Source organism: Ensifer meliloti, from assembly GCF_030064585.1.
GTDB classification, from domain to species: domain Bacteria; phylum Pseudomonadota; class Alphaproteobacteria; order Rhizobiales; family Rhizobiaceae; genus Sinorhizobium; species Sinorhizobium meliloti.
On record NZ_CP120365.1, the window covers coordinates 1,040,568 to 1,062,752 of the forward strand.

Consider the following 22,185-nt stretch of genomic DNA (forward strand, 5'->3'; position numbering starts at 1 on the left):
GGAACGGCGGGTGATGCTTCAACGCAGAGGATCGTTCGCGAGCGCAATCGGCGTTCCGTGCGGCGTCGCTTCCGCTGCGCGCTGCCAGCTGCCGACCAGCGCTTCCAGTTCGGGACCGGAAGCGATGGAGAGTTCCGTCACCAGGCGGCTCAGCGCCGCAACCCAGCAATCGTAATAGTCGGTCCCGTCCGCCCTGCGGCCGGGCTTGTAGAGCTCGGCCGAAAGCGCTTCCGCCCATTCGCTCCATGAAAATACGCCCTGCTCATGAAGCCGCACGGTCATGGCGAAGGCTACCGCCTGCCAGGGCTCGGCAAAGACGGGGTCGCCCTCGCGCGATTTCGGCAGTTCCGCCGAAGCCAGAAGCGGGGAACGGGGAAGAGCAGGCGTCGATCTAAGCGTGTTCAAGATAGCTCTCCCAGGCATCGATGGAGACGGTAAGCGTAGGGTCCGCGCCCTCACCCCAGATCTCGCCGGCATCGAAGACCACCGTGTAGAGCCATTGCGGGTTCTCGCCCTTGCCGTGGGCGTTGTCGTCCGGGAAGACGAAGCTGCCCTGCACGGCCTCCACCATGCCTGTCCGGGCGCGGGCGTAGCGCGGCAGGCGCGTGTGGCTCTCCGGATTGAAGTTCTTCGTACGCACACTGTCGCCGGCGGCAAAGCGCGGCGGCGCTTCGACCGGCCGGTCGCATGGCCCGCCCTTGGCGAGCACGCCGGCCACCATGTCCGCTGTGAGCACCCGTTTCGGTTCCCGCCCCTTGTCGAGCATATGGCCGGCATCGAGCTCGGCCTGCGTCACGAAGCCATGGCGCTTGAGAAGCGTTTCCAGGGCTCGAGTCCAGATTTCATAATAGCTCGCGGAAAGATAGGTCGCCGGGGCCAGGCTTTCGCGCGCGTGCCGGCTTTCGTCCAGCGTCCAGGCACCGAAAGCACCACAGGAAAGCGTGATGCCGAGCGCCCGCTTCTCCCACTCTGCATGGAAAATGGGCTCGTTGCGTTCCGGAGCGATCGGGCCCATGCCATGCTGGCCGCCGAGATCATGCGGACCGTTCATCGCACATCCTCCGGCGAAAGGGCGAGCCCGGTGCCGATCATGGAATCGCGCGTCACGAGCTCCGCCAGGGCGTCCTCGCCGAAGCCGTCGGTCCCTTCCGGCCGCTCGGGCACGACGAGGTAGCGGAGCTCGGCCGTCGAATCCCAGACGCGGACCTTCTTTTCAGCCGACAGCTCGAGCCCGAATTCGGCAAGCACGCCGCGGGGATCGATGACGGCGCGCGAACGATAGGGCGGCGCCTTGTACCAGACCGGCGGCAGCCCCAGCACTGCCCAGGGATAGCAGGAGCACAGCGTACAGACGATGAGGTTGTGCGTCTCGGACGTGTTGAACACCGCACGCATGTGCTCGCCCTGGCGCCCGGTAAAGCCGAGGCTGGCGATCGCCGCGGTCGCGTCGCGTTTCAACCAGTCGGCAAAACCCGGATCGCTCCAGGCCTTGGCGACGACGCGTGCGCCGTTTCGCGGTCCCACCTTCGTCTCGTACGCGTCGACGATCGCGTCGATCGCCGCAGGATCGATCAAACCCTTTTCCGTCAGCACCGTCTCCAACGCCTTTACCCGGGCTTCCATGTCGGTCAGGTGGTTGTCGTGGTGATGGCCGTGATCGTCGCCATGCCCATGATGATGTTCGGACATTCCTGGCTCCTCTACAGAAGGCTGCTGATCTTAATGCATTGACCCTAAAACGTCCCGTCTCGGCCGACTACCTGAGCATCGGCCAAAGGCTGACGACGAGCAAGACGGCCATGGTGATGTTGAACCATTTGAGTCGCGCAGGTTCCGAGAGCCATTGCCTGAGGGCCGAGCCGAAACCCGCCCAGGTCGAGACGCTCGGCACGTTGACGAGCGCGAAGACGAGGCCGACGACGAGCACGCTCATGAGATAGCTGTCGCTGCTCGTATAGGTGGCCATGGCCGAAACCGCCATTACCCAGGCCTTCGGATTGACCCATTGGAAAGCAGCCGCCTGCAGGAAGGTCATCGGCACCGCATTCGCCCTCCCTTCGCCGAGCGAGCGAGACGTGCCGATCTTCCAGGCGATCCAGACGAGATAGGCACCGCCGGCGAACTTCAGGGCCGTATAGAGGAGCGGCACGGAATGAAGCAGTGCGCCGAGACCGAGCCCCACGGCAATGAGAAGAACGAAGAAGCCGATGCCGATCCCCAGCATATGCGGAATCGTGCGCACGAAACCGAAGTTCACGCCCGAGGCGAACAGCATCATGTTGTTCGGTCCGGGCGTGATCGATGTCGTGAAGGCAAACAGGAACAGCGCCAGAAGCGTATCCAGTTGCATGAGTTCCTCCAAAGCCGCGGGTCTGCCGAGGACGCCGCTGCAAACCTGGGATTCGCATCGAGCAATCTCCCCGGGCGGCGCCCCTACAGCGCCGCGCGTCTGTAGCACTTTGATCTGCTGCATGTTTCCTTTGATCGGTTACGATCAAAGGAAACATGCAGCAGTGGGTCAAGCTAGCTGACCCAAATGCAACCGCCACCCAAATCTTGTCACGGTGACAAACCGAAAGCTGGGGATGCTGCGCCGGCTTGACCCCTAACGTTTTCCATGGGATAGCCACGCCATGTGTGAACATGACACCCACATTGTCGCCCGGTTCGCCGGCATCCCAACAGGCGGGATGCAGGGGCTTCGCACACGCTGACAACAGCGCCGCGCGTCTATTGCACGCGCAAGCACGCGTAACCCCGCAGCCTCGCCCAAGCGGACGGGGCTTTCTTCTACTGCATGTTTCCTTTGATCGTATTCGATTAAAGGACAAAAACATGCGGCAGATCAAAGTGCTACAGCGACCTTTGCGCGTCTGATAAGACGCGCGGCGCTGTAGTTCAGGCGCCCGTCCATCGGCATCATGGAGATGGAAAATGGCACAGAACGTTTACGACAGACCCGAATTCTTCACCGGCTACAGTCAACTCGGGCGATCCCTGCATGGACTCGCCGGCGCTGCCGAATGGCCCGCAATCCGCGCAATGCTGCCCGATCTCAGGGACTTGCGCGTCCTGGATCTCGGCTGCGGCTTCGGCTGGTTCGCCCGCTGGGCGCGGGAGAACGGCGCGGCTCATGTCCTTGGCCTCGACCTCTCCGAGAAAATGATCGCACGCGCGCGGCAAGAGACGGAGGATCCTTCGGTCGAGTATCGAATCGCCGACCTCGAGCATCTGGTTCTGCCCGAAGCGAGCTTCGGCTTCGCCTACAGCTCGCTCGCCTTCCATTACATCGAAGACTTCGACCGGTTGGTGCGAACGATCCATAGGAGTCTCCTGCCCGGATCGCATTTCGTCTTCACCATCGAACACCCGGTCTACATGGCCCCGACGAACCCTGGCTGGTCCACGGACGCCGAGGGCCGCCGCAACTGGCCGCTCGACCGCTACTCGGTCGAAGTAAAGCGTGTCACCGACTGGCTCGCCAAGGGCGTCGTCAAGTATCACCGTACGCTCGGCACGACATTGAACACCCTGATTGCAGCCGGTTTCGCGATCCGCCGCGTTCAGGAGTGGAGCCCGACCGCCGATGAGATCGCCCGCAACCCGGACCTCGCGGAAGAGGTCGACCGGCCGATGATGCTGCTCGTTGCCGTACAAAGGTAGGTGTCGGCCGCGCGGGATGCGCGAGTAGTGTTGCCATCCCTTCGCGCCGCCTTGTTCGATAGGGCAAGCGCCGAATTTCAAGAAACATGCCGTAAGGTCTGGTTACTTTCGCTTCTGCGCCTTGCCCTTCTTGGCGGGAGCGGCAACTGGATTTGCCGCCTCCTCGGCCTCTTTCTCCAGCCGCATCTGTTTGAGGCGAGCCGTCTTCTTCACACGCGCTGCAGCCTCCTGCTCGATAATGGCGCGTGACGCAATTGTGGCCTGATCCGCGCGATCCGCAGGGTTCTTCTTCTCGGCCTTGAAAATGCGGTTGCCGACGTCCTTCATGCGAGATCCTCCATCAAATTTCAGCCAATAAAAAAGGCCGGGACAGGCCCGACCTTCCTCATCATCTCAACCCGCCGCGCCAGTACATCCGTGGTCACGGGCGGGGAGACAATAATGTCATGAAGTGCCGTGTTAGGGCACAAACGCGCGATCCGTTCAGAGAGCGCGAAGGTTGTCCGCCGAGGTCTTGCCCGAGCGCCGATCCTGCGTCAGCTCGAAGCTTACCTTCTGCCCGTCTTTCAGCGTGGACAGGCCGGCGCGTTCAACCGCCGAAATATGGACGAACACGTCAGCGGCGCCGTCATCTGGCTGGATGAAACCGAAGCCCTTGGTGCTGTTGAACCACTTTACCGTTCCAGAAGCCACGTCGATGTCCTTTCAATAGCCATGGAAAACCGCCACCGCATAAAAACGGTGTATCAAAACCGATGTTGTCAGGATTTTCGTGACGATGCGCCTTGGCGCAGAAACAAATATCGTCGATCAATATCGATACCGAGCTATGTAGGTCATCATTGTGTTTCTTACAAGGCACAATTTTATTTTCTTTCGAGAGAAGACTATCGGCGCGACCGCAGGCGGCGGCCCGGCCAAGGCAGCAATGCTTCAACTAGCTTGTGGACTTTCCCCCAACGGGCTTAAATCTCAGCACTGGACCAACTCTCAGGACAATCCCCTATGCACGATCCGATCCCGACCATCGCTTATCCGGACGGCCGCAAGGTTCCCGCGCTCGGCCAGGGGACATGGCGGATGGGTGAAAACCGCGCGAAGACCGCCGACGAAGTCCGCAGCCTGGAAACCGGGCTCGATCTCGGCATGACGCTGGTCGACACTGCAGAGATGTACGGCGACGGCGCTGCCGAACGTATCGTGGGAGAAGCGATCAAGGGTCGGCGCGACGAGGCATTCGTCGTCAGCAAGGTGCTGCCCTCCAACGCCAGCCGGGCGGGTACGGTTGCCGCCTGCGAACGCAGCCTGCGCAATCTCGGCATCGACTGCGTCGACCTTTACCTTCTGCACTGGCGCGGCGGCTATCCGCTCGCCGAGACCGTCGCCGCTTTCGAAGAGCTGAAGAAGGCCGGCAAGATCCGTGCCTGGGGCGTCTCCAATTTCGACGTCGACGACATGGAGGAACTGTCGGCCGTTCCTGACGGCGGCAACGTCGCGGCCAATCAGGTGCTCTATAATCTCGCCCGCCGCGGCATCGAATTCGACCTGCTGCCCCGGTGCCGCGCTCAAGGCGTGCCGGTCATGGCCTATTCACCGCTCGACGAGGGCCGCCTTCTGCATGACGCCGATCTGATTCACATCGCCAAGGCGCATCAGGCGACGCCCGCCCAGGTGGCACTCGCCTTTTTGAAGACGTGTTCCGGCGTCATCTCGATCCCGAAGACCGGTTCGCCCGAACGCGCCCGCGAAAACCGCGACGCGATGGATATCCACCTGACGACGGAAAATCTCGCCGAACTCGACCGCCACTTCCCGCCGCCGAGGAGGAAGACGCGGCTGGAGGTGATTTGAGGAGCGATCATGGCGAGCGTTGCCCCGATTGCCCCTCATCCGCCTGCCGGCACCTTCTCCCCGCAAGCGGGGCGAAGGGACAAGCCTCGAACTCTCGCTCCAAAGTCCCCTCTCCCCGCGCGCGGGGAGAGGGCTAGGGTGAGGGGCAGTCACAGGTACAGAACGTCTCTATCGCGGTTGAGGGAGCTTCTTCACATCCCCTGGGGCCCGCGGTTCATCGCGGCGATGCCGGTGCGGCAGACTTCGATCAGCCCGAGCGGCTTCATGATGGCGATGAACTGCTCGATCTTGGAAGGCTTGCCGGTGATCTCGAAGACGAAGTGATCGATATTGGCGTCGATGACCGAGGCGCGGAAGGCGTCGGCGAGCCTGAGCGCCTCCACCCGATGTTCGCCCGAGCCGTGTACCTTAACGAGCGCCAGTTCACGCTCGATCGGCCGCTCGTGACCGAGGCCGGCGGCGCGGACCGTGAGATCCACGACCCGGTGCACCGGCACCAGACGTTCGAGCTGGTTCTTGATCTGCTCGAGCACGTGCGGTGTGCCGCGGGTCACGATGGTGATGCGCGACAGATGAGCCTCGTGCTCCGTCTCGGAGACCGTCAGGCTCTCGATATTGTAGCCGCGGCCGGAGAAAAGGCCGATGACGCGGGCGAGCACGCCCGGCTCGTTGTCGACCAGAACGGAAAGCGTGTGCGTTTCCGCAAGCTCCGTTTCCTTGGCGATGAAGTAGGCGGAGCCCGTCGGCTGAAGATGTGCATTCATTTTTCCTGTTCCTACCCTTGTCCTCAAACGAGCTGGCGGCCCTTGGCGTCGATGGCGTTGGCGACCACCTCGTCCGTGGCCTCGTCGGGGAGCAGCATTTCGTTATGCGCCTTGCCCGAAGGGATCATCGGGAAGCAGTTGGCGAGATTGGCGACGCGGCAGTCGAAGATGACCGGAGCCGGAGTGTCGATCATCTGCCGGATCGCATCGTCGAGCTCTCCCGGCTTTTCGCAACGGATGCCGACGCCGCCATAGGCCTCGGCGAGCTTGACGAAGTCAGGCATCGCCTCGGTGTAGGAATGCGACAGGCGGTTGCCGTGCAGGAGTTGCTGCCACTGCCGGACCATGCCCATATATTGGTTGTTCAGGATGAAGATCTTGACCGGCAGGCCGTACTGAACCGCACACGACATCTCCTGGATGCACATCTGGATCGACGCGTCGCCGGCGATGTCGATGACGAGGCTCTCCGGATGCGCGACCTGGACGCCGACCGCGGCCGGAAATCCGTAGCCCATGGTGCCGAGGCCGCCCGAGGTCATCCAGCGGTTCGGCTCTTCGAAGCCGAAGAACTGCGCGGCCCACATCTGGTGCTGGCCGACCTCGGTGGTGATGTAGGTGTCGCGGTCCTTGGTGAGCTCGTATAGCCGCTGGATCGCATATTGCGGCATGATGACGTCGGCACTCGGCGTATAGGCCAGAGAGTTGCGCGCCCGCCACTTGGAGATCGACTTCCACCAGTCGCCAAGCCGCGTCTGGTCGACCGTCTTGGCCGCAGCCCGCCACAGGCGAATCATGTCCTCGAGAACAGCGGCGACGTCGCCGATGATCGGAACGTCGACGCGGACGTTCTTATTGATCGAGGACGGGTCGATGTCGATGTGGATCTTCTTGGAGTTGGGCGAGAAGGCATTGAGCCGGCCGGTGATCCGGTCGTCAAAGCGCGCGCCGATGCAGATCATGACGTCGCAATCATGCATCGCCAGGTTGGCTTCGTAGGTCCCGTGCATGCCGAGCATGCCGAGCCAGTTTTTGCCGGAGGCAGGATAGGCGCCGAGGCCCATCAGGGTCGACGTGATCGGGAAGCCGGTGAGCTCGACCAGCTCGCGCAGGAAATGCGCGGCTTGCGGCCCGGAATTGATGACGCCGCCGCCCGAATAGATGACCGGCTGGCGCGCCGTTTTCATGAGCGCGACCGCCTCCTCGATCTTCTTCAGGTCCCCTTGGGTCTTCGGCTGGTAGCTCTTCTGCGTCGGAACGGCCGAAGGCGGCGTATAGGTGCCGGTTGCGAACTGGACGTCCTTCGGAATGTCGACGACGACCGGACCCGGACGCCCCGACTGAGCGACCCGGAAAGCCTCATGGATGACGCGGGCGAGCTCGTTGACGTCCCTGACCAGCCAGTTGTGCTTGGTGCAGGGCCGCGTGATGCCAATCGTGTCGCATTCCTGGAAGGCGTCCGAACCGATCAGCGACGTCGGTACCTGCCCCGAGATGCAGACGAGCGGGATCGAGTCCATCAGCGCGTCCTGCAGCGGCGTGACCGCATTGGTCGCTCCCGGGCCGGAAGTCACCAGCATGACGCCGACCTTGCCGGTGGAGCGGGCATAACCTTCGGCCATGTGGCCGGCGCCCTGCTCGTGGCGGACGAGGATGTGCTGGATATCCTCCTGCTGGAAAATCTCGTCGTAGATCGGGAGCACGGCACCGCCGGGATAGCCGAAGATGTGTTCGACGCCATTGTCTTTCAAGGCCTGGAGAACGATCTCCGCGCCCGTCATCTGGTTCTCAGTTCCGCTCATTGGCCTGCTTCCGTCCCTCGTTCAGGTTTGGGTGAATAACGTGTTTGAAGGCATAAAAAAAGGCCCCGTCAGGAGCCTCGTTCAGCGCATGGGTGGCTACCGCCGGATGGTTACACCATCCTGCCCATGCGCCGTCCCACCACAAGAATAACCGCGAAATTTTTCATGGGGCGATTTGTTAAACGGAAATTCCCCATCCGTCAACGGCTTTGGCGTGACCTGATCGGCAAGGCTTGTGAGCAACCAGTTATTAAACCGCAGCCGCTATCCTGGGACCAGCAAGGAAACAGGCGCCGGATTTCGGTGCGCATCCTGCTGTGATTGGCGTTTTCGCCCGAGGTGCTGCGTTGCTCGAAAGTGGAAATCAATCGGCGCCTCGCGCCGCCGAGACGGATCGCCGCGATACGTTGAAGCCCGGCAATCGATTTCTCGGGCGGGTCGTCGCCTGCAACGGCTCGCGCGCCACGATCGCGGCGGTCGCCGAAAATGGCGAGACTTCGCTCACCGAGCTCTGGTCGGTCGGCAAACTGGTTTCGATTTCCGTCGGCACCAACCGTGTCGTCGCCCTCGTCTATTCGATGCAGACCATTTCCGAGGGTTGGGGCGAAGAGGTCAACAACACTTTCCGCATCGAAGTGGAATTGATGGGCGAGGTTCATGTCGGTCCGGATGGGCGGGAAGAGTTCTCCGCCGGCATCAGCCGCTATCCCTATCTCGGAGCGATTGCCCACCGCATCCGCGTGAGCGATCTCGCCCGCATCTACGACTCCGGTCAATCGGACAGTTGCGTCATCGGCAAGCTGACGCAGGACGAAAGCCTCGACGCCACCATCCATGTACCTTCCATGCTTTCCAAGCACTTTGCGATCGTCGGCACCACCGGCGTCGGCAAGTCGACCGCCGTGACACTGCTCCTGAACAAGGCGATCGCCGCCGACCCGAAGCTGCGTGTGCTGATCCTCGATCCGCACAACGAGTTCGCCGCCGCCTTTCCGGACCAGGCGGTGGTCATCGACACGGATACGCTCGACCTCCCCTTCTGGTTCTTCCGGCTCGAGGAGTTGGCCGAGGTCATCTTTCGTGGGCGCCCGCCGGTGCCGGACGAGCTCGATATCCTGCGCGACGTCATCGCGGACGCAAAAAAGGCGTTCAAGGGCGGCGAATCCGGCCTGATGCGGCGGCAGACGGAAAAGAGCTCGATCACCGCAGATACGCCCGTCCCGTACCGCATCGCCGACCTCCTGGCGCTGATCGATGAGCGCATCGGCCGGCTGGAGGGGCGCAACGACAAGCCGTACCTGCGCTCCCTCAAGGTCAGGATCGTCTCCGCAGTCAACGATCCGCGCTACCATTTCATGTTCTCGCAGAACACGATCACGGACACGATCGAGGACACGATTGCAAAGATCTTCCGCATTCCGGGCGACGGCAAGCCGATCGCCACCTTCGAGCTTGCCGGGATCCCTTCGGAAGTCGTCAATTCCCTCGCCTCCGTGCTCTGCCGCATGGCCTTCGAGATAGGCCTCTGGGGCAATGGCGCCATCCATATGCTGGTCGTTTGCGAAGAGGCGCACCGCTATGTGCCGGCCGATCCGTCGCTCGGCTTTGTGCCGACACGCCAGGCTATTGCACGGATCGCCAAGGAGGGTCGCAAATACGGAGTCTCGCTCGGCATCATCACCCAGCGGCCGGGCGAGCTCGATCCGACGATCCTGTCGCAATGCTCGACGGTCTTCGCCATGCGGCTCGCCAATGATCGCGACCAGGAAATCATCCGCTCGGCGATCGCCAATTCGTCGATCTCCACCACCAGCTTCATTTCGTCGATCGGCAACGGCGAGGCAATCGCCTTCGGCGAGGCGGTCGCAGTACCGATGCGCATGCGCTTTGCCCGCGTCGACGATGCGCGGTTGCCCCGCGCCCACGGCATCACCGACAAGGTTGACGACGACGCGCCGCCCCTCGCCGACCTCCGTTCGATCGTCAGCCGAATGCGTGCCGTGAACGGTCCCGACATATCGAGTTTCCAACAGAGCTATCTGGCGTCACAGACGAAGCAGGCGCCGGTGCTCGAGGACGACAACTGGAGCGGGAAAGGCAACGGAACCGAGGTCGCGGACTCCCTTTCGCGACGATACCCCGCATTCGAGCCCTATAGCCCCGACATGCTTCCCCGCTCGTCCGAGCCGGGAAACCCGGAGATCGAACGCTTCAGCCGGATCCGCGAGCAGGTCCTGTCCGGAGAGGCGGAGAGGCTATCGGGCCGACCCGCCAAGGCGCCCGGCCAATCGGATGCGGGCTTCGGTAAGCCGGCACCGCGTCAGGAGGGGTCGCTTCGCGAAAGCCTGCTCAGGCGACCACTCGGCAGCCTTATCCGCAAATGACGCAGAAGCGGACGGTACGGCGTGTCCCGGCAGCTGAACCTGCGCTGATTGCAATTTTGGATCCGGGGGCTCTTCTCAAGCGTTGAGGTGACGTCAAGGCGAGGAGACGACCATGGACGACAATGACGCATGGAGAAACGAGCGGCGGCTCTGGCTCGAGGGTTCCGATCCTTATCGCGAATTGCTGGACGAAGACTGCATCATGGCATTCCCTGCGCCGGTCGGTCTGCTGCGCGGAAGATCGGTCATAATCCGAAGTCTCCAGGGAATTCCGCGGTGGGAGCATCTCACGATCAGCGAGAAGGTCATGAGCCGGATCGGCGAGAACTTTATCGTACTCGGCTATCTTGCGGAGGCGCGACGCGCGGAAGGCGGGCCTTATGCGGCCTGTTGCACCTCGACCTACCACGGCGTCGGAGCAGACTGGAAGCTCATTCAACACCAGCACACGCCGGTCGATTGACCTGCAGCACCGCAAGCCTCCGCCTCCGTTGCGCGGAGCGAATTGGGATGAAAATCATGGAAGAGATTTTGAGGCGCTTCTTCGAGCGCTACGAGAGCATGGCCAATCAGGTCCTTGCGGGGACGCTTCCGGTCGGAGATACGACCTCCGCCTTCGCCTCGGACTTTATCGCCGCCTCGCCGGCCGGAGTCATGACGGGGAAACGACGAAACCCTGACGGTTTCCATGGAGAAGGGCTACGCCCGCTATCGCGCGATCGGCACCAGGGAATTGAAGATCCGCAAAACCACTGTCACCCCGATCGATGCGCTGCATTTTCTGGTACAGGTCGATTGGCGCTCCGTCTTCGACGCGGAGGAACAGCCGAATGTCACCATCGATTTCGAGGTCCATTACCTCGTTCAGCTGCGTGACGGGGAGCCGAAGATTTTCGGCTGGATCAGCGGCGACGAAGAGGCGGTATTGAAGGAGCACGGCATCGACTGATGCTGCTGATGCCGCTTCAGACCGCAGCATAAGGATTGCAATCTCTCTCCCCCGTCATCTCTATGCTTGTCACAGGGATGGGGAGATCAAAACAGGTCGACCCGACCTAAATTGTGATCTAGCCCAAGGCATCCGGGTCCTCGATACGCTGCCAGGTCTCGTCAAGCTGGTTGCGAAACCAGGTCATCTGGCGCTTGGCATATTGCCGCGTCGCAGCCGCGCCGGCCTCGATCACCTGCTTTTCGCTCATCTCGCCTTTCAGCATCGCTGCGATCTGTGGGACGCCGATCGCCTTCATCACCGGCATCTCCGGAGGAAGGCGGAGCGCGAGAAGCGCGCGGACCTCCTCGACGGCGCCTCTCGCAAGCATCGTCTCGAAGCGCCGATCGATACGGCCATGAAGAACCGGCCGCTCCGGCAATACGACGATCTTCTGCGCTCGCGCCGGGTCGATGATCACCGGCCCACGGCTCTGCTGGTAAGATCCGATCGGCCTTCCCGTCGCCTCGATTATCTCCAGCGCGCGCACGATACGCTGCCCATCGCTGGGCCGCACGCGCCCCGCCGTCTCCGGATCGCGTGCGGAAAGTTCACCGTGGAGCGCCTCGGCCCCCTCCTCCGTCAGTCGGGTGCGCAAGCGCTTGCGGGTTTCGAGCGGAATCTCGGGCATATCCGAAAGCCCTCCCGTCAGCGCTTTGAAATAGAGGCCCGTGCCGCCGACGAAGACCGGCAGCCGCCCTTCTTTCCCCAGCCGCGCCACGAGCGCTTCCGCTTCGCGGAGCCACACGCCGGTGGAATAGGCCCGGCCTGGCGGGATATGACCGTAAAGGAAATGCTCGACGCCACCCATCTCGCTTTGATCCGGCCGCGCTGTCAGGACTTTCAGCGTCCCGTAAACCTGCATGCTATCCGCATTGATCACGACGCCGCCGTGCCTTTGCGCGAGCTTCACCGCGAGCGCGGACTTGCCGCTGGCGGTCGGCCCGGTTATCAGGATCGCGTCGATGTCTCTCGCAAGGTTTTGCATCATGGCTCTCGTTGCCACGCTTATCGCTAATCCGTCAAATCCCGTTCTGACGCCGGCACGCGCGGAAGCGGCGGCGGAAAGGCTCGATGCATCCGGGCTCTATTGGCTCGCGGACGGTATTGCCTGCGACATCGTATTGAGGGATGGCGCCGAGGCCGGCGAAGCGGAAGCTCGGCTGCGCCAGGCGGTCGCCGGCGCCGCGATCGACGTCGCCGTGCAGGATGCCGAAAGCCGCCGCAAGCGATTTCTGATCGCCGACATGGACTCCACCATGATCGGACAGGAATGCATCGACGAGCTGGCCGCGGAAGTCGGCCTGAAGGAAAAGGTCGCGGCAATCACCGCGCGCGCCATGAACGGCGAGATCGCTTTCGAGCCGGCACTCGTCGAAAGAGTGGCGCTTCTCCAGGGCCTGCCCGTTACCGTCGTCGCGGAGGTCATAGCCACGCGTATCACATTGACGCCGGGTGGCCGCGAACTGATCGCCACCATGAAGGCGAAGGGACATTACAGCGCCCTCGTCTCCGGCGGCTTCACCGTGTTCACCGGCCCCATCGCAGAGAAGCTCGGATTCGACGAAAACCGTGCCAACATTCTCGTTGAGGAGAACGGCAAGCTGACCGGTGACGTTGCCCGGCCGATCCTCGGCAAGCAGGCCAAGGTCGACGCACTCATCGACATTTCGGAACGGCTCGGCATCACGCCGGCGGACGTCATCGCCGTCGGCGACGGTGCCAACGATCTCGGAATGCTGCAGCTTGCCGGCACTGGAGTGGCGCTCCACGCCAAGCCCGTCGTTGCCGAACAGGCGAAGATCCGCATCGACCATGGCGACCTCACCGCCCTGCTCTATCTCCAGGGATACCGCAAGACGGATTTCGTGACGTGATCATCCTCGAGACCGGGCGGCTCAGGCTCCGTGCCTGGGTCGAGACCGATCGCGAACTCTTTGCCGAGATCAACAGCGATCCCGCGGTCATGGAGTTCTTCCCGTTCCGCCGCACCCGCGCGGAGGCCGACGCGCTTTTCGACCGCAACAACCGCAGCATCCGCGAAACCGGCTTCGGCTTCTTCGCGCTCGCGCTCCGTGAGAACGACGCGCCGATCGGCTTCTGCGGACTTGCACGCACCGACCTCGAACCGCACCTGCCCGACGGTACCGTCGAGATCGGCTGGCGCCTGGCTGTCCGCCATTGGGGAAAGGGCTACGTGACGGAGGCAGCGCGGGCGCTTCTCGATTATGGATTCAGCGAGAGGAAGCTCGGGGAGATCGTTGCCATCGCCGTTCCGGCCAACACTCGCTCCACCGCCGTGATGACGCGGATCGGCATGCGTCCTGATTTCAAGCGCGACTTCGATCATTCCGGCGTCCCGGACACGCATCCCCATCTCAGACGCCACGTGCTTTACGCAACAACCGCGGAAGGATGGCGGCGGGATGGCTCGGCCGCGAAGCGGTAGCACCCCGTCGCCACGGCCGGGAGCGCGAGCTCTATTCCATCCGCACCGTCACGAAGCGCAGTTCGCCGCTCTTGTTCGCGATCATCAGCAAGGCGTTGCGGCGCCCGTCGGCCTTCAGTTCGGTGACGCGTGAGGTGACATCCTCCGGCGTTTCCATTGCTTCCTGACCGAGTTCGACGATCACCTCGCCCGGCTCCACCCGACGCTCGGCGGCGGGCGAATTGGGCTGTACCTCGGTGATCACGACGCCTTTGACGCTTTCGGCGATGCCGAAACTCTGGCGACTGTCGGCGTCGAGCTCGGCAAGCTTCATTCCGAGCACCGTGTCGCTCGCAGGCAGTTGCGCGGCCGGCGGCTCGCCGGGCTTCGCCTCACCGCCATTCGGCAGCACTTCCCCCGGTTTCGCATTGGCGAGCTGCTCGCCATCCTCCAGCCGACCGAGCGTCACGCGAACGGTCTGTTCCTTGCCGTCGCGGATGATGACCACATCGACCGCCTTGCCGACCGGGCTCTCGCCGACAGTGCGCATGAGGTCGCGGATTTCCGCGATATCCGTTCCGTCGAAGCGGATGATGATGTCGCCCGGCTTGATCTCGCCCTTGGTGATCGGACCGCCTTCGATGATGCCCGAAACGAGCGCGCCGCGTGGCAGCTCCATCTTCAGGCTCTCGGCGATATCGTCCGTGACGGGCTGGATCCGTACACCGAGCCAGCCACGGCGGGTTTCGCCGAATTCCTTGAGTTGATTGACGACGTTCACCGCAAGCTCCGCCGGCACGGCAAAGCCGATACCGACCGACATGCCGGTCTGCGAAAGGATCGCCGTATTGATGCCGACGACCTCACCCTGCATGTTGAAGAGTGGACCGCCCGAATTGCCGCGGTTGATCGCCGCATCGGTCTGGATGAAACTGTCGTAGGGTCCGGCATTGATATTGCGACCGCGTGCGGAGACGACACCCACGGACACGGATACGCCAAGGCCGAACGGATTGCCGACGACCATCACCCAATCGCCGATCCTGATCTTTCGCGAGTCGCCGAAGGAGACGGCCTTGAGCGGCTTCTTCGGTTCGACCTTCAGGAGGGCGAGGTCGGTTTTCGTATCCATGCCGACAAGCTTCGCCTTCAGCTTCGATCCATCGGAAAAGTTGATCTCGATATCGTCGGCATCCTGGATGACGTGGTTGTTGGTGACTATGTAGCCGGCGGGATCGATGATAAAGCCCGAACCGAGCGAGTTGACCGTGCGCGGCCGGCCGCCCTCGCCGCCCTGTCCCCTGAAAAACTCGTCGAAGAACTCCTGATGCGGCGATCCTTCCGGCACCTGCGGCATCGGCGCATTGTCGTCGTCGCTCTTGACGTTCTGCGAAATCGATATGTTGACGACGGCGTCGAGCAGACCCTCGGCGAGATCGGCAACGGACGGCGGGCCGGCCGGAGGCCGGGACGTGGCCGTCTGGGCCAGCGTCGCATTGGTGAATATGAGTGCCGTCGCGGCCGCCAGCACCAGGCCGCGGAAGAATTCGGGTCGTTTCGACAAGTCGCTAGGCTCCTATCATTTCCCTTACGTAACGCCGGTCCCCGGCCGTCCGGCAAGGATGATGCATGAACATCGTTCGGCTGCAACGAACTACAGCGCAGCGCGACCTGATCGAGACGCGCAACACGCGAACCTTCTCTTGAAGATACGGCGGAATTCCGAAGCGTCCAAACACGATTTCCTGATCCGGGCAGCGAACCGGCGGCGCCTCAGATGGTTATTTCGTGTCCGTGCTCCTTCAGAGCCTCCACGGCCTGCTCGAGATTGGACCCCGCGACGAAGACGTAGTCGGTGCTGAAGGTCGAATTGGCGAAGACGCCGACACCTGCCTCCGAAAGCGGCCGCAGCACCGACGACAGAACGCCGGGCACGTCGAAACTGAAGTGTTGCTCGATGCGGAAGCAGCGCCAGCCGAGCGAACTCTGCACGCTCGATGGAACACGGGCGGCGCGACAGACGAGCGTCATTTCCTCGCGGGAACTGGAAACCGTCCAGAACCCCGGACCCGGCAGCCACTCGGGAATCGCGGATCCGACGTTCAGACGGGTAATGGCATATTCGGCATCGACCAGCCGGATGAGCAATTTATGTGGCATTCGCATTATCCTCGAAGCAACCATACAAGCCCGACGCCGACGGCCACCGAAGTCAATCCGGCCAATCGGAGCTGATGTTCAGGGACATACGGCAATCGCTTCGCCAGTTCCACCAAAACCAAAGGGGCCAGTGCGTACACCAGCCCCTCGATGATCAGGAAAAAAGCCAGACCGGTCAGAAAGTCGGACATCGTCCGCTCAATCTGCGGTGGTCGGCGCCGCCAGGCCTGGGCTCGGTGGCGTTTGATCCGCACCGTCCGCACTGTTGAAATAACGGAAGAATTCCGAATGCGGCGACAGCACGATAGTTGTGTCCGGGCTGCCGATCGACTGCGCATAGGCAGCCATCGACCGGTAGAACTCGAAGAAGCCCGGATCGCGCTGGAATGCGTCGGCAAATATCTGGGTCCGCTCCGCTTCGCCCTCACCGCGCAGGATTTCCGAATCACGCTGCGCTTCGGCAACGATCTCGACCACTTGACGATCGGCGATCGCGCGGCGTCGCTGGCCTTCCTCGTTGCCTCGGGCACGGATCAGTTCGGCTTCGGCCAGACGTTCCGCCTTCATCCGGTCGTAGGTCTGCTGCGAAACTTCCTGCGTCAGGTCCGTACGGCGGATGCGCACGTCCTCGATATTGAGGCCAAGCGACTCGGCATCCGCGCTGAGGTCCGTCCGGACCTCACGCATCATCGATGCGCGCTCGTCGGAAAGCGCCGCCTCGAACCCCCTCAGACCGTAGACCCTGCGCAGCGACGCATCGAGGCGCGTCCTAAGCCGCGACTCCGCAGATTCCCGGTCTCCGGAAACCGTCTGTCGGAAGCGGCGGGGGTCGGCGATCTTGTAGACGACGAATGCATCCACTTCGTAGAATTTGCCGCCGGAGACCTGCACCCGGATATTGTCGAGATCGAAACGGAGTGCCTGGTCTTCGACATACTGGACGCGGTCGGCGTCCATGAAGCCGAATGGAAGCTTGAAATAGAGACCCGGCTCGCTCTTCACCTCCCGGATCTGACCGAAGCGAACGACGATCGCCTGCTGGCGCTCGTTCACGACGAAGACCGAGGAATAGACGACGAACAGGACGGCGGCGAGGACGATCAGGATTATTGAACTGCGATTGTTGATCATTGGTTTCCTCCCGACTGAACGGGCCTGCCGATTTCGTTGAGCGGCAGATAGGGCAGCACGCCCTGGCCGTTCTTCTCGTCCAGAATGACCTTCTTGGACTTGCCGAGAACGCCTTGCAGCGTTTCGATGTAAAGCCGCTTGCGCGTGACCTCCGGGGCCTTGGAATATTCGTCGTAGACCGAGATGAAGCGCTGAGCCTCACCCTGAGCTTCCTTGACGACGCGGTCCTTGTAGGCGGCCGCCTCTTCGCGGATCTGGGCGCCCTGGCCGCGAGCCCTGCCGAGCACCTGGTTGGCGTACTGGTTCGCCTCCTCGACGAAGCGGTCTTCGTCCTGTTCGGCGCGCTGCACTTCGTCGAAGGCATCGGCCACTTCACGCGGCGGTGCGGCATCCTCGATCGCAACGGTATTCACCGATATGCCGGCGCCGTAAGAATCCATCGTCGCCTGGATCGTGTTCTTCACGTCCGCGGCGATCGCCTGGCGGTTGTCGCGGAAGATGTCCTGGGCCGGACGGCGGCCGACGACCTCGCGCATTGCGCTTTCGGCCACCTGCTGCAGCGTGTCGGCCGGGTTCTCCACATTGAAGAGATAGGCCTTCGGATCGGTAACCGAGAACAGCACCGAGAACTGCACGTTGACGATGTTCTGATCGCCGCTGAGCATCAGGCCGGCATTCGACTGGCCCGTGCGGCCGCCGATATTCTGCTGCTGCTCCGTCACCTTGACGATCTCGACGGTTTCGAGCGGCCAGAAGTGATAGTGCAGGCCCGGCATGGAGATTTCTTCCTTCGGCTTGCCGAAGCGCATCTCGACGCCGCGTTCATCCGGCTGAACGGTATAGATGGAATTCAGCAGGACGAAGCCGAGGATCAACAGGCCGACGATGACGAAGATCCCGCCGTTGAAGCCTCCCGGAACCACGTTCTTCAACTGGTCCTGGCCACGCCGGATGATCTCTTCCAGATCCGGCGGACCACCTCTCCCGCCGCGCGGCCGGTTGGGCCCCTGGCCCCATGGCCCCTGATTGCCGCCGCCGCCGCCCCACGGGCCGCCGCCGCCGCCATTCTGATTGCTCCAGGGCATCAAATCCTCACTTCCAAGAAACTCTGTCGCTGAACGCCCCGCAGGCATTGCGGCCGGTCACGATGTGAACCCGTTATAGGTATCATGTGCATTGCTTTCAACGCGATACGGCCGAGTTCACCGTAAATGCGTTAAAATTGTTCACCGCTGCGCCGCAGCGATAGGCAAGAGCATGGATAAGCGCCGAAGACCGCTCAGGCTCCGGCACCTTCCGGCGGCGGCGTGCGGCGGCGCCAGGTCACGAAATGCATTGCGTGACTGTCTTTCTCGCTGCGCGGAAGATCTTCCTCCAACACCTTCTCGAAAGTCGCCGGGTCGATAGAGGGGAAGCGTGTATCGCCATCCACCTCCGCCTGCACTTCGGTCACGTGCAGCACATCGGCCATGCCGATCGACTGACGGTAGATCTCGCCGCCGCCAATGATGCAAATCTCGTCGGCCCCGACCGCGGCCGCCCGCTCCCGCGCGATCGTGAGCGCCGTTTCCAGCGACGGCGCCACCTCCGCGCCGGGAGCCTCGAAATCGGGGGTGCGGCTGATGACGATGTTCGGCCTGCCGGGCAAGGGCCGCCCGAGCGAGGCCCAGGTCTTCCGTCCCATGACGACCGGCTTGCCGATCGTCAGCGCCTTGAAGCGCTTGAGATCGGTCGAAAGCCGCCAGGGCAGATCGCCCTCGCGGCCGATTATTCCATTCGCCGCGACAGCGACGACGAAAACGATCTTCGGTCGGGTCGTCATCTTCTGCTCCGCCTCAGTCATGAAAACCACTCGGCTTGTTGTCGATTTCGCGCGCGCGAACCAGCGCCGCCCGGTCCGTGACGACGCGAATATAGCGATCTATCACGTCGCTTTCCGGCAGGATCTTGCGCATCCACTGCAATGCGCTTGCAAGCAACAGATCGGCGGCGCTCATCGATTCACCAAGGAGATAGGTGTGCCGCGTAAGCGCGTCGATCACATGCGCACACATTTCGGTGTAAAGCCTCGCGAGCCCCGGATTGTTCACCGTCACTCCGGATATATGAGCGAGAGCGGTCGGCTCGATGACACCGGCATAGTAGGCGAGCCACGACAGATAGGCGCCGCGCTCGGGATGGCCCGGCGGCCGGCTCAGGCTGCAATCGGGATAGAGATCCGTCAGATATTGCACGACCGCGACCGACTCCCAGATCAATGTCCCGTCGTGGAGGAGTGCCGGCACCTGCTTGTGCGGATGCGGATTGTTCTCGTCCGGGCCGCCCGATCCGTCCCAACGGCGGATATCGACATAGCGGATCTCGTATTCGGCACCGAGCTCTTCGAGCAGCCAGATGATGCGCGATGAGCGCGACAAAGGCGCGTGGATCAGCGTCAGCATGGAAACCTCCCATTGGAGCACCACCGGGAACGCGAGAACCGGCTTTCACCGAGTGCTTTAGCTAGACCGCGACCGGCGCCTTGATATGTGAATCGGCTTCGTAGCCGACGAGCTCAAAGTCTTCGAATCTAAACGAAAATATATCCTTCACCGCCGGATTTATTTCCATTTTGGGCAGCGGCTTCGGCGTTCTCGTCAGCTGCAGCTGCGCCTGTTCGAAGTGGTTGCGGTAGATATGCGCGTCACCAAACGTATGAACGAAATCGCCGGCTTCGAGCCCCGTCACCTGCGCCACCATCATCGTCAGCAGAGCGTAGGAAGCGATATTGAAGGGTACGCCGAGAAAGATATCGGCCGAGCGCTGGTAGAGCTGGCAGGAGAGCTTCCCGTCCGCCACGTAGAACTGGAACAGACAGTGGCATGGCGGCAGCGCCATTTCGTCCACGAGCGCCGGGTTCCAGGCCGAAACGATGTGGCGGCGGGAATTCGGATTGGTCTTCAGGCCTTCGACCAGCGCCGCGATCTGATCGATATGTCCGCCATCGGGCGTCGGCCAGGAGCGCCATTGGTAGCCGTAGACCGGTCCGAGCTCGCCGTTTTCGTCCGCCCATTCGTCCCAGATGCTCACCCCGTTTTCCTTGAGATAGGCGACGTTCGTGTCGCCCCTGAGGAACCACAGAAGCTCGTGAATGATCGAACGCAGATGCAGCTTCTTGGTGGTCAGCACCGGAAAACCCTGCGACAGGTCGAAGCGCATCTGGTAGCCGAAAACCGAGCGCGTGCCCGTACCCGTACGGTCGCCCCGGTCGGTTCCCGTTGTGATCACATGTTCGAGGAGATCGAGATATTGTCGCATGCTTTTCCGCCGACGATTCGTTCGTAGCTGCGAAAATAGAACGAACCGCCGCGCGAACCAATGGTGGAAAGGTGTTTTCCCGCACTTCGAATCGCCATGCCGTCCTTGGATCGGGCCAACCCGCCCAAGATCTCCGGTTAACGCGCCCGCCGGTTCATTTCGACGGGCGTCGGTTTGCGGCGTGGTCCTGATACTGCTCGTTCCTTACCGCCCTCTCGTCGAGGCCGCGCGAGTCGGAATGCTGCGCCTTGTCCCTGTTCGACAGAACGTCGTTTTCGCCGAGGACGCCTTCCTTCAGCTCGGTTTGCGCACCGCTACCGTCGCCCTTGCCCTTGTCGGGCTTTCCCATGTTCTTCTTGCTGGCGTGAGCCATCGCGGTCTCCTTTCATCGATTTTCGGAAATGCCGGCCGCCGGCCGAGCTTCGTCAGTCGCCGGCGCCCTTGTGATGCCTGCTCTCCTGATTCTTCCCGCGCAGAATGCTGCGATCGTCCGCCTCGCGGGCATCGCCATGCTCGGTGCTCAAGTCCTGCCCTTTCCGTTGCGCCTTTCTCAAGGCGTCGGAACGGTGCAGATCCGCTTCGGCATTGAAGTCCTTGTCCGCGTTCGACGTGTTCTCGTGGCCCTGCAGCACGCGCTTCTGCTGCTCTTGCGTCTTTCTGCCGACCATTGCCTTGCTCCTATTTGTTGGTGCGACCGCGCTGGTCCGGGTTCGCGCCGCCTTGCGCGGTCGTGTCGTTCGCGACATCTCCTTCGATGGTGTTGCCGCGTTTCAGGGCTTCGTAGTCCGATGGTCCGCGAATGCCCTTCGTGCGTCCGATCCCAGGATCCTGCTTCAGGTCCTTGTCGCTCGGGCGGCGTGTCTTCGGATGTTTGGACGATGTCATCGGCCTTCCTCCTGCTCTGCGACTTGTTCCGGGGCGCCCTTGGTTCACTCCCTCGTTTAACCGCACTGAACCGCGAATGTTCCGCCATCGCGACCTTGTTCGGCAGCACGAGGCGGAGCAGTATTTGTCGGCAGCGGCGAAACAATCGCGGCGGATGGCTGTTAGGCCAATCGACAGCGCCGCGTTCTTCGCGGGACGCGAAATTCTGCATGTTCGTGCCTGAACAGGCTCCACCAGAGAGACATGCGGTTGCGCTTCAGCCAACAACAGCAAGGGAGGTGACGATGAGCGCCACAGGTCTCGACGTCTTCGAGAAAACACTGCAGACGACCCATATCTGGCTCGGCGAAATCATGGAACAACACGGACCCGACCGGAAAGTCGCCTGGCACATCCTGACAGTTGTGCTGCGGGTCCTGCGGGACCGGCTTCCTCCGGAAATCGCGGCCCATCTCGGCGCGGAGCTTCCGCTGATCGTGCGAGGCGCCTATTACGATCAATACCGGCCGAACCACCCGCCGGACAAGGGCACCCGTTCGCTCGACGAATTTCTCGCCCGGATCGCCGAAGGAATGAAGGATACGCGTCCGGTCGATCCCGCCGACGCGGCGAGGAGCGTATTTCGGGTCCTGGCACGGCATGTCGACCTTGGCCAGACTGCAAAGGTACGCGACACCTTGCCCAAGGAAATCCAGTCGCTGTGGCCCGACAGTGTCGGCGCGCGCGAATAGCCGAAAACAGGGGGCGAATTAAAGACGATCGGCGCCGGGTCACGGCGCCGCCGAGGCAGCTCTGCGCCCGGCCGGCTCGTCGCCGACCGGAAAGCGCATTG

At 62.4% G+C, this 22,185-nt stretch carries 27 protein-coding genes and 1 pseudogene; 8 read left to right on the forward strand and 20 right to left on the reverse strand.

What is annotated here, in order from left to right; genetic code table 11:
* Positions 1 to 18: 18 nt before the first annotated feature.
* From PZL22_RS12170 to PZL22_RS12185, 4 genes are all read right to left on the reverse strand, one after another.
* Positions 19 to 405: a nitrile hydratase accessory protein gene (locus tag PZL22_RS12170; RefSeq protein ID WP_003533848.1), complete on the reverse strand. Its 387-nt coding sequence runs from the start codon at positions 403 to 405 to the stop codon at positions 19 to 21.
* Positions 392 to 1,051 carry a nitrile hydratase subunit beta gene (gene nthB / locus PZL22_RS12175; RefSeq protein WP_003533850.1) on the reverse strand — a complete coding sequence of 220 codons (660 nt, stop codon included), beginning with the start codon at positions 1,049 to 1,051 and terminating at the stop codon, positions 392 to 394. Before nthB ends, PZL22_RS12170 begins: the two co-directional genes overlap by 14 nt.
* Positions 1,048 to 1,689 (reverse strand): nitrile hydratase subunit alpha, encoded by a 642-nt coding sequence (gene nthA / locus PZL22_RS12180; RefSeq protein WP_003533852.1) that lies wholly within the window; start codon positions 1,687 to 1,689, stop codon positions 1,048 to 1,050. The genes nthB and nthA overlap by 4 nt, the downstream gene beginning before the upstream one ends.
* 67 nt (positions 1,690 to 1,756) lie before the next feature.
* Entirely contained in the window at positions 1,757 to 2,350 is a 594-nt protein-coding gene (locus PZL22_RS12185; RefSeq protein ID WP_003533855.1) for a LysE family translocator, read from the reverse strand.
* A gap of 584 nt (positions 2,351 to 2,934) precedes the next feature.
* Here PZL22_RS12185 and PZL22_RS12190 point away from each other — a divergent pair.
* Positions 2,935 to 3,663 (forward strand): class I SAM-dependent methyltransferase, encoded by a 729-nt coding sequence (locus PZL22_RS12190; protein WP_003533856.1) that lies wholly within the window; start codon positions 2,935 to 2,937, stop codon positions 3,661 to 3,663.
* A 102-nt stretch (positions 3,664 to 3,765) separates the two neighbouring features.
* On the opposite strand, the gene PZL22_RS12195 is transcribed toward PZL22_RS12190, so the two are convergent.
* Positions 3,766 to 3,990, reverse strand: a complete 225-nt coding sequence (locus PZL22_RS12195; protein ID WP_003533858.1) for a hypothetical protein — start codon at positions 3,988 to 3,990, stop codon at positions 3,766 to 3,768.
* 156 nt (positions 3,991 to 4,146) lie between these two features.
* Positions 4,147 to 4,356: a cold-shock protein gene (locus PZL22_RS12200; protein WP_003533862.1), complete on the reverse strand. Its 210-nt coding sequence runs from the start codon at positions 4,354 to 4,356 to the stop codon at positions 4,147 to 4,149.
* Between the two features lie 312 nt (positions 4,357 to 4,668).
* On the opposite strand from PZL22_RS12200, the gene PZL22_RS12205 reads away from it, so the two are divergent.
* Positions 4,669 to 5,514, forward strand: coding sequence for an aldo/keto reductase (locus PZL22_RS12205; RefSeq protein ID WP_003533864.1), 846 nt, complete (start codon positions 4,669 to 4,671; stop codon positions 5,512 to 5,514).
* 191 nt (positions 5,515 to 5,705) lie between these two features.
* On the opposite strand, the gene ilvN is transcribed toward PZL22_RS12205, so the two are convergent.
* Positions 5,706 to 6,278 carry an acetolactate synthase small subunit gene (gene ilvN / locus PZL22_RS12210; protein ID WP_003534906.1) on the reverse strand — a complete coding sequence of 191 codons (573 nt, stop codon included), beginning with the start codon at positions 6,276 to 6,278 and terminating at the stop codon, positions 5,706 to 5,708.
* A 23-nt stretch (positions 6,279 to 6,301) separates the two neighbouring features.
* On the reverse strand, positions 6,302 to 8,080 hold the full coding sequence (locus PZL22_RS12215) for an acetolactate synthase 3 large subunit (RefSeq protein WP_010969708.1): 1,779 nt from the start codon (positions 8,078 to 8,080) through the stop codon (positions 6,302 to 6,304).
* Positions 8,081 to 8,427: 347 nt separating this feature from the next.
* Here PZL22_RS12215 and PZL22_RS12220 point away from each other — a divergent pair, with 347 nt between their 5' ends.
* From PZL22_RS12220 to PZL22_RS12230, 3 genes and pseudogenes are all read left to right on the forward strand, one after another.
* Positions 8,428 to 10,464, forward strand: a complete 2,037-nt coding sequence (locus PZL22_RS12220) for an ATP-binding protein (RefSeq protein WP_003534910.1) — start codon at positions 8,428 to 8,430, stop codon at positions 10,462 to 10,464.
* Between the two features lie 112 nt (positions 10,465 to 10,576).
* Positions 10,577 to 10,927, forward strand: a complete 351-nt coding sequence (locus PZL22_RS12225) for a hypothetical protein (RefSeq protein ID WP_003534912.1) — start codon at positions 10,577 to 10,579, stop codon at positions 10,925 to 10,927.
* A 47-nt stretch (positions 10,928 to 10,974) separates the two neighbouring features.
* Positions 10,975 to 11,413 (forward strand): annotated as a pseudogene (locus PZL22_RS12230) (DUF6841 family protein).
* A gap of 118 nt (positions 11,414 to 11,531) precedes the next feature.
* Here the strand turns inward: PZL22_RS12230 and miaA are convergent.
* Positions 11,532 to 12,443, reverse strand: a complete 912-nt coding sequence (gene miaA / locus PZL22_RS12235) for a tRNA (adenosine(37)-N6)-dimethylallyltransferase MiaA (RefSeq protein ID WP_003534915.1) — start codon at positions 12,441 to 12,443, stop codon at positions 11,532 to 11,534.
* Between miaA and serB the strand changes: the two genes are divergently transcribed.
* Together serB and PZL22_RS12245 are read left to right on the forward strand one after the other, a co-directional pair.
* Complete coding sequence (gene serB, locus PZL22_RS12240; RefSeq protein WP_003534916.1) at positions 12,442 to 13,329, forward strand: phosphoserine phosphatase SerB; 888 nt, start codon at positions 12,442 to 12,444, stop codon at positions 13,327 to 13,329. The genes miaA and serB overlap by 2 nt on opposite strands.
* Positions 13,326 to 13,901, forward strand: a complete 576-nt coding sequence (locus tag PZL22_RS12245) for a GNAT family N-acetyltransferase (protein WP_003534917.1) — start codon at positions 13,326 to 13,328, stop codon at positions 13,899 to 13,901. The genes serB and PZL22_RS12245 overlap by 4 nt, the downstream gene beginning before the upstream one ends.
* 31 nt (positions 13,902 to 13,932) lie before the next feature.
* Here PZL22_RS12245 and PZL22_RS12250 read toward each other — a convergent pair whose 3' ends face one another.
* The 11 genes from PZL22_RS12250 to PZL22_RS12300 form a co-directional block, all read right to left on the reverse strand.
* Positions 13,933 to 15,444, reverse strand: a complete 1,512-nt coding sequence (locus PZL22_RS12250) for a Do family serine endopeptidase (protein ID WP_003534918.1) — start codon at positions 15,442 to 15,444, stop codon at positions 13,933 to 13,935.
* Between the two features lie 209 nt (positions 15,445 to 15,653).
* On the reverse strand, positions 15,654 to 16,040 hold the full coding sequence (locus PZL22_RS12255; protein WP_003534920.1) for an ACT domain-containing protein: 387 nt from the start codon (positions 16,038 to 16,040) through the stop codon (positions 15,654 to 15,656).
* A gap of 5 nt (positions 16,041 to 16,045) precedes the next feature.
* On the reverse strand, positions 16,046 to 16,231 hold the full coding sequence (locus PZL22_RS12260) for a DUF2065 domain-containing protein (RefSeq protein WP_003534922.1): 186 nt from the start codon (positions 16,229 to 16,231) through the stop codon (positions 16,046 to 16,048).
* A 7-nt stretch (positions 16,232 to 16,238) separates the two neighbouring features.
* Positions 16,239 to 17,171 (reverse strand): protease modulator HflC, encoded by a 933-nt coding sequence (gene hflC, locus PZL22_RS12265; RefSeq protein ID WP_003534924.1) that lies wholly within the window; start codon positions 17,169 to 17,171, stop codon positions 16,239 to 16,241.
* Positions 17,168 to 18,256 carry an FtsH protease activity modulator HflK gene (hflK, locus tag PZL22_RS12270; protein ID WP_003534926.1) on the reverse strand — a complete coding sequence of 363 codons (1,089 nt, stop codon included), beginning with the start codon at positions 18,254 to 18,256 and terminating at the stop codon, positions 17,168 to 17,170. The genes hflC and hflK overlap by 4 nt, the downstream gene beginning before the upstream one ends.
* A gap of 194 nt (positions 18,257 to 18,450) precedes the next feature.
* Positions 18,451 to 18,993, reverse strand: coding sequence for a dihydrofolate reductase (locus PZL22_RS12275; protein WP_003534928.1), 543 nt, complete (start codon positions 18,991 to 18,993; stop codon positions 18,451 to 18,453).
* A 13-nt stretch (positions 18,994 to 19,006) separates the two neighbouring features.
* Positions 19,007 to 19,612, reverse strand: coding sequence for a glutathione S-transferase (locus PZL22_RS12280; RefSeq protein ID WP_003534929.1), 606 nt, complete (start codon positions 19,610 to 19,612; stop codon positions 19,007 to 19,009).
* 61 nt (positions 19,613 to 19,673) lie between these two features.
* Entirely contained in the window at positions 19,674 to 20,468 is a 795-nt protein-coding gene (locus PZL22_RS12285) for a thymidylate synthase (RefSeq protein WP_003534931.1), read from the reverse strand.
* A gap of 154 nt (positions 20,469 to 20,622) precedes the next feature.
* Positions 20,623 to 20,841 carry a hypothetical protein gene (locus PZL22_RS12290; RefSeq protein ID WP_003534932.1) on the reverse strand — a complete coding sequence of 73 codons (219 nt, stop codon included), beginning with the start codon at positions 20,839 to 20,841 and terminating at the stop codon, positions 20,623 to 20,625.
* Between the two features lie 52 nt (positions 20,842 to 20,893).
* Positions 20,894 to 21,136, reverse strand: a complete 243-nt coding sequence (locus tag PZL22_RS12295) for a hypothetical protein (protein ID WP_003534934.1) — start codon at positions 21,134 to 21,136, stop codon at positions 20,894 to 20,896.
* 10 nt (positions 21,137 to 21,146) lie between these two features.
* Positions 21,147 to 21,353: a hypothetical protein gene (locus PZL22_RS12300; protein WP_003534936.1), complete on the reverse strand. Its 207-nt coding sequence runs from the start codon at positions 21,351 to 21,353 to the stop codon at positions 21,147 to 21,149.
* A 284-nt stretch (positions 21,354 to 21,637) separates the two neighbouring features.
* On the opposite strand from PZL22_RS12300, the gene PZL22_RS12305 reads away from it, so the two are divergent.
* A complete protein-coding gene (locus tag PZL22_RS12305) occupies positions 21,638 to 22,084 on the forward strand; it encodes a DUF2267 domain-containing protein (protein ID WP_003534938.1) in 447 nt (148 codons plus the stop codon).
* The last annotated feature ends 101 nt before the right edge of the window (positions 22,085 to 22,185 follow it).

Coding starts and splice junctions, on each gene's coding strand:
- nthB (WP_003533850.1), bottom strand. CDS start 1,051: ATGAACGGTCCGCATGATCTCGGCGGCCAGCATGGCATGGGCCCGATC.
- nthA (WP_003533852.1), bottom strand. CDS start 1,689: ATGTCCGAACATCATCATGGGCATGGCGACGATCACGGCCATCACCAC.
- PZL22_RS12185 (WP_003533855.1), bottom strand. CDS start 2,350: ATGCAACTGGATACGCTTCTGGCGCTGTTCCTGTTTGCCTTCACGACA.
- PZL22_RS12190 (WP_003533856.1), top strand. CDS start 2,935: ATGGCACAGAACGTTTACGACAGACCCGAATTCTTCACCGGCTACAGT.
- PZL22_RS12195 (WP_003533858.1), bottom strand. CDS start 3,990: ATGAAGGACGTCGGCAACCGCATTTTCAAGGCCGAGAAGAAGAACCCT.
- PZL22_RS12205 (WP_003533864.1), top strand. CDS start 4,669: ATGCACGATCCGATCCCGACCATCGCTTATCCGGACGGCCGCAAGGTT.
- ilvN (WP_003534906.1), bottom strand. CDS start 6,278: ATGAATGCACATCTTCAGCCGACGGGCTCCGCCTACTTCATCGCCAAG.
- PZL22_RS12215 (WP_010969708.1), bottom strand. CDS start 8,080: ATGAGCGGAACTGAGAACCAGATGACGGGCGCGGAGATCGTTCTCCAG.
- PZL22_RS12225 (WP_003534912.1), top strand. CDS start 10,577: ATGGACGACAATGACGCATGGAGAAACGAGCGGCGGCTCTGGCTCGAG.
- serB (WP_003534916.1), top strand. CDS start 12,442: ATGGCTCTCGTTGCCACGCTTATCGCTAATCCGTCAAATCCCGTTCTG.
- miaA (WP_003534915.1), bottom strand. CDS start 12,443: ATGATGCAAAACCTTGCGAGAGACATCGACGCGATCCTGATAACCGGG.
- PZL22_RS12255 (WP_003534920.1), bottom strand. CDS start 16,040: ATGCCACATAAATTGCTCATCCGGCTGGTCGATGCCGAATATGCCATT.
- PZL22_RS12260 (WP_003534922.1), bottom strand. CDS start 16,231: ATGTCCGACTTTCTGACCGGTCTGGCTTTTTTCCTGATCATCGAGGGG.
- hflC (WP_003534924.1), bottom strand. CDS start 17,171: ATGATCAACAATCGCAGTTCAATAATCCTGATCGTCCTCGCCGCCGTC.
- hflK (WP_003534926.1), bottom strand. CDS start 18,256: ATGCCCTGGAGCAATCAGAATGGCGGCGGCGGCGGCCCGTGGGGCGGC.
- PZL22_RS12275 (WP_003534928.1), bottom strand. CDS start 18,993: ATGACGACCCGACCGAAGATCGTTTTCGTCGTCGCTGTCGCGGCGAAT.
- PZL22_RS12280 (WP_003534929.1), bottom strand. CDS start 19,612: ATGCTGACGCTGATCCACGCGCCTTTGTCGCGCTCATCGCGCATCATC.
- PZL22_RS12285 (WP_003534931.1), bottom strand. CDS start 20,468: ATGCGACAATATCTCGATCTCCTCGAACATGTGATCACAACGGGAACC.
- PZL22_RS12290 (WP_003534932.1), bottom strand. CDS start 20,841: ATGGCTCACGCCAGCAAGAAGAACATGGGAAAGCCCGACAAGGGCAAG.
- PZL22_RS12295 (WP_003534934.1), bottom strand. CDS start 21,136: ATGGTCGGCAGAAAGACGCAAGAGCAGCAGAAGCGCGTGCTGCAGGGC.
- PZL22_RS12300 (WP_003534936.1), bottom strand. CDS start 21,353: ATGACATCGTCCAAACATCCGAAGACACGCCGCCCGAGCGACAAGGAC.
- PZL22_RS12305 (WP_003534938.1), top strand. CDS start 21,638: ATGAGCGCCACAGGTCTCGACGTCTTCGAGAAAACACTGCAGACGACC.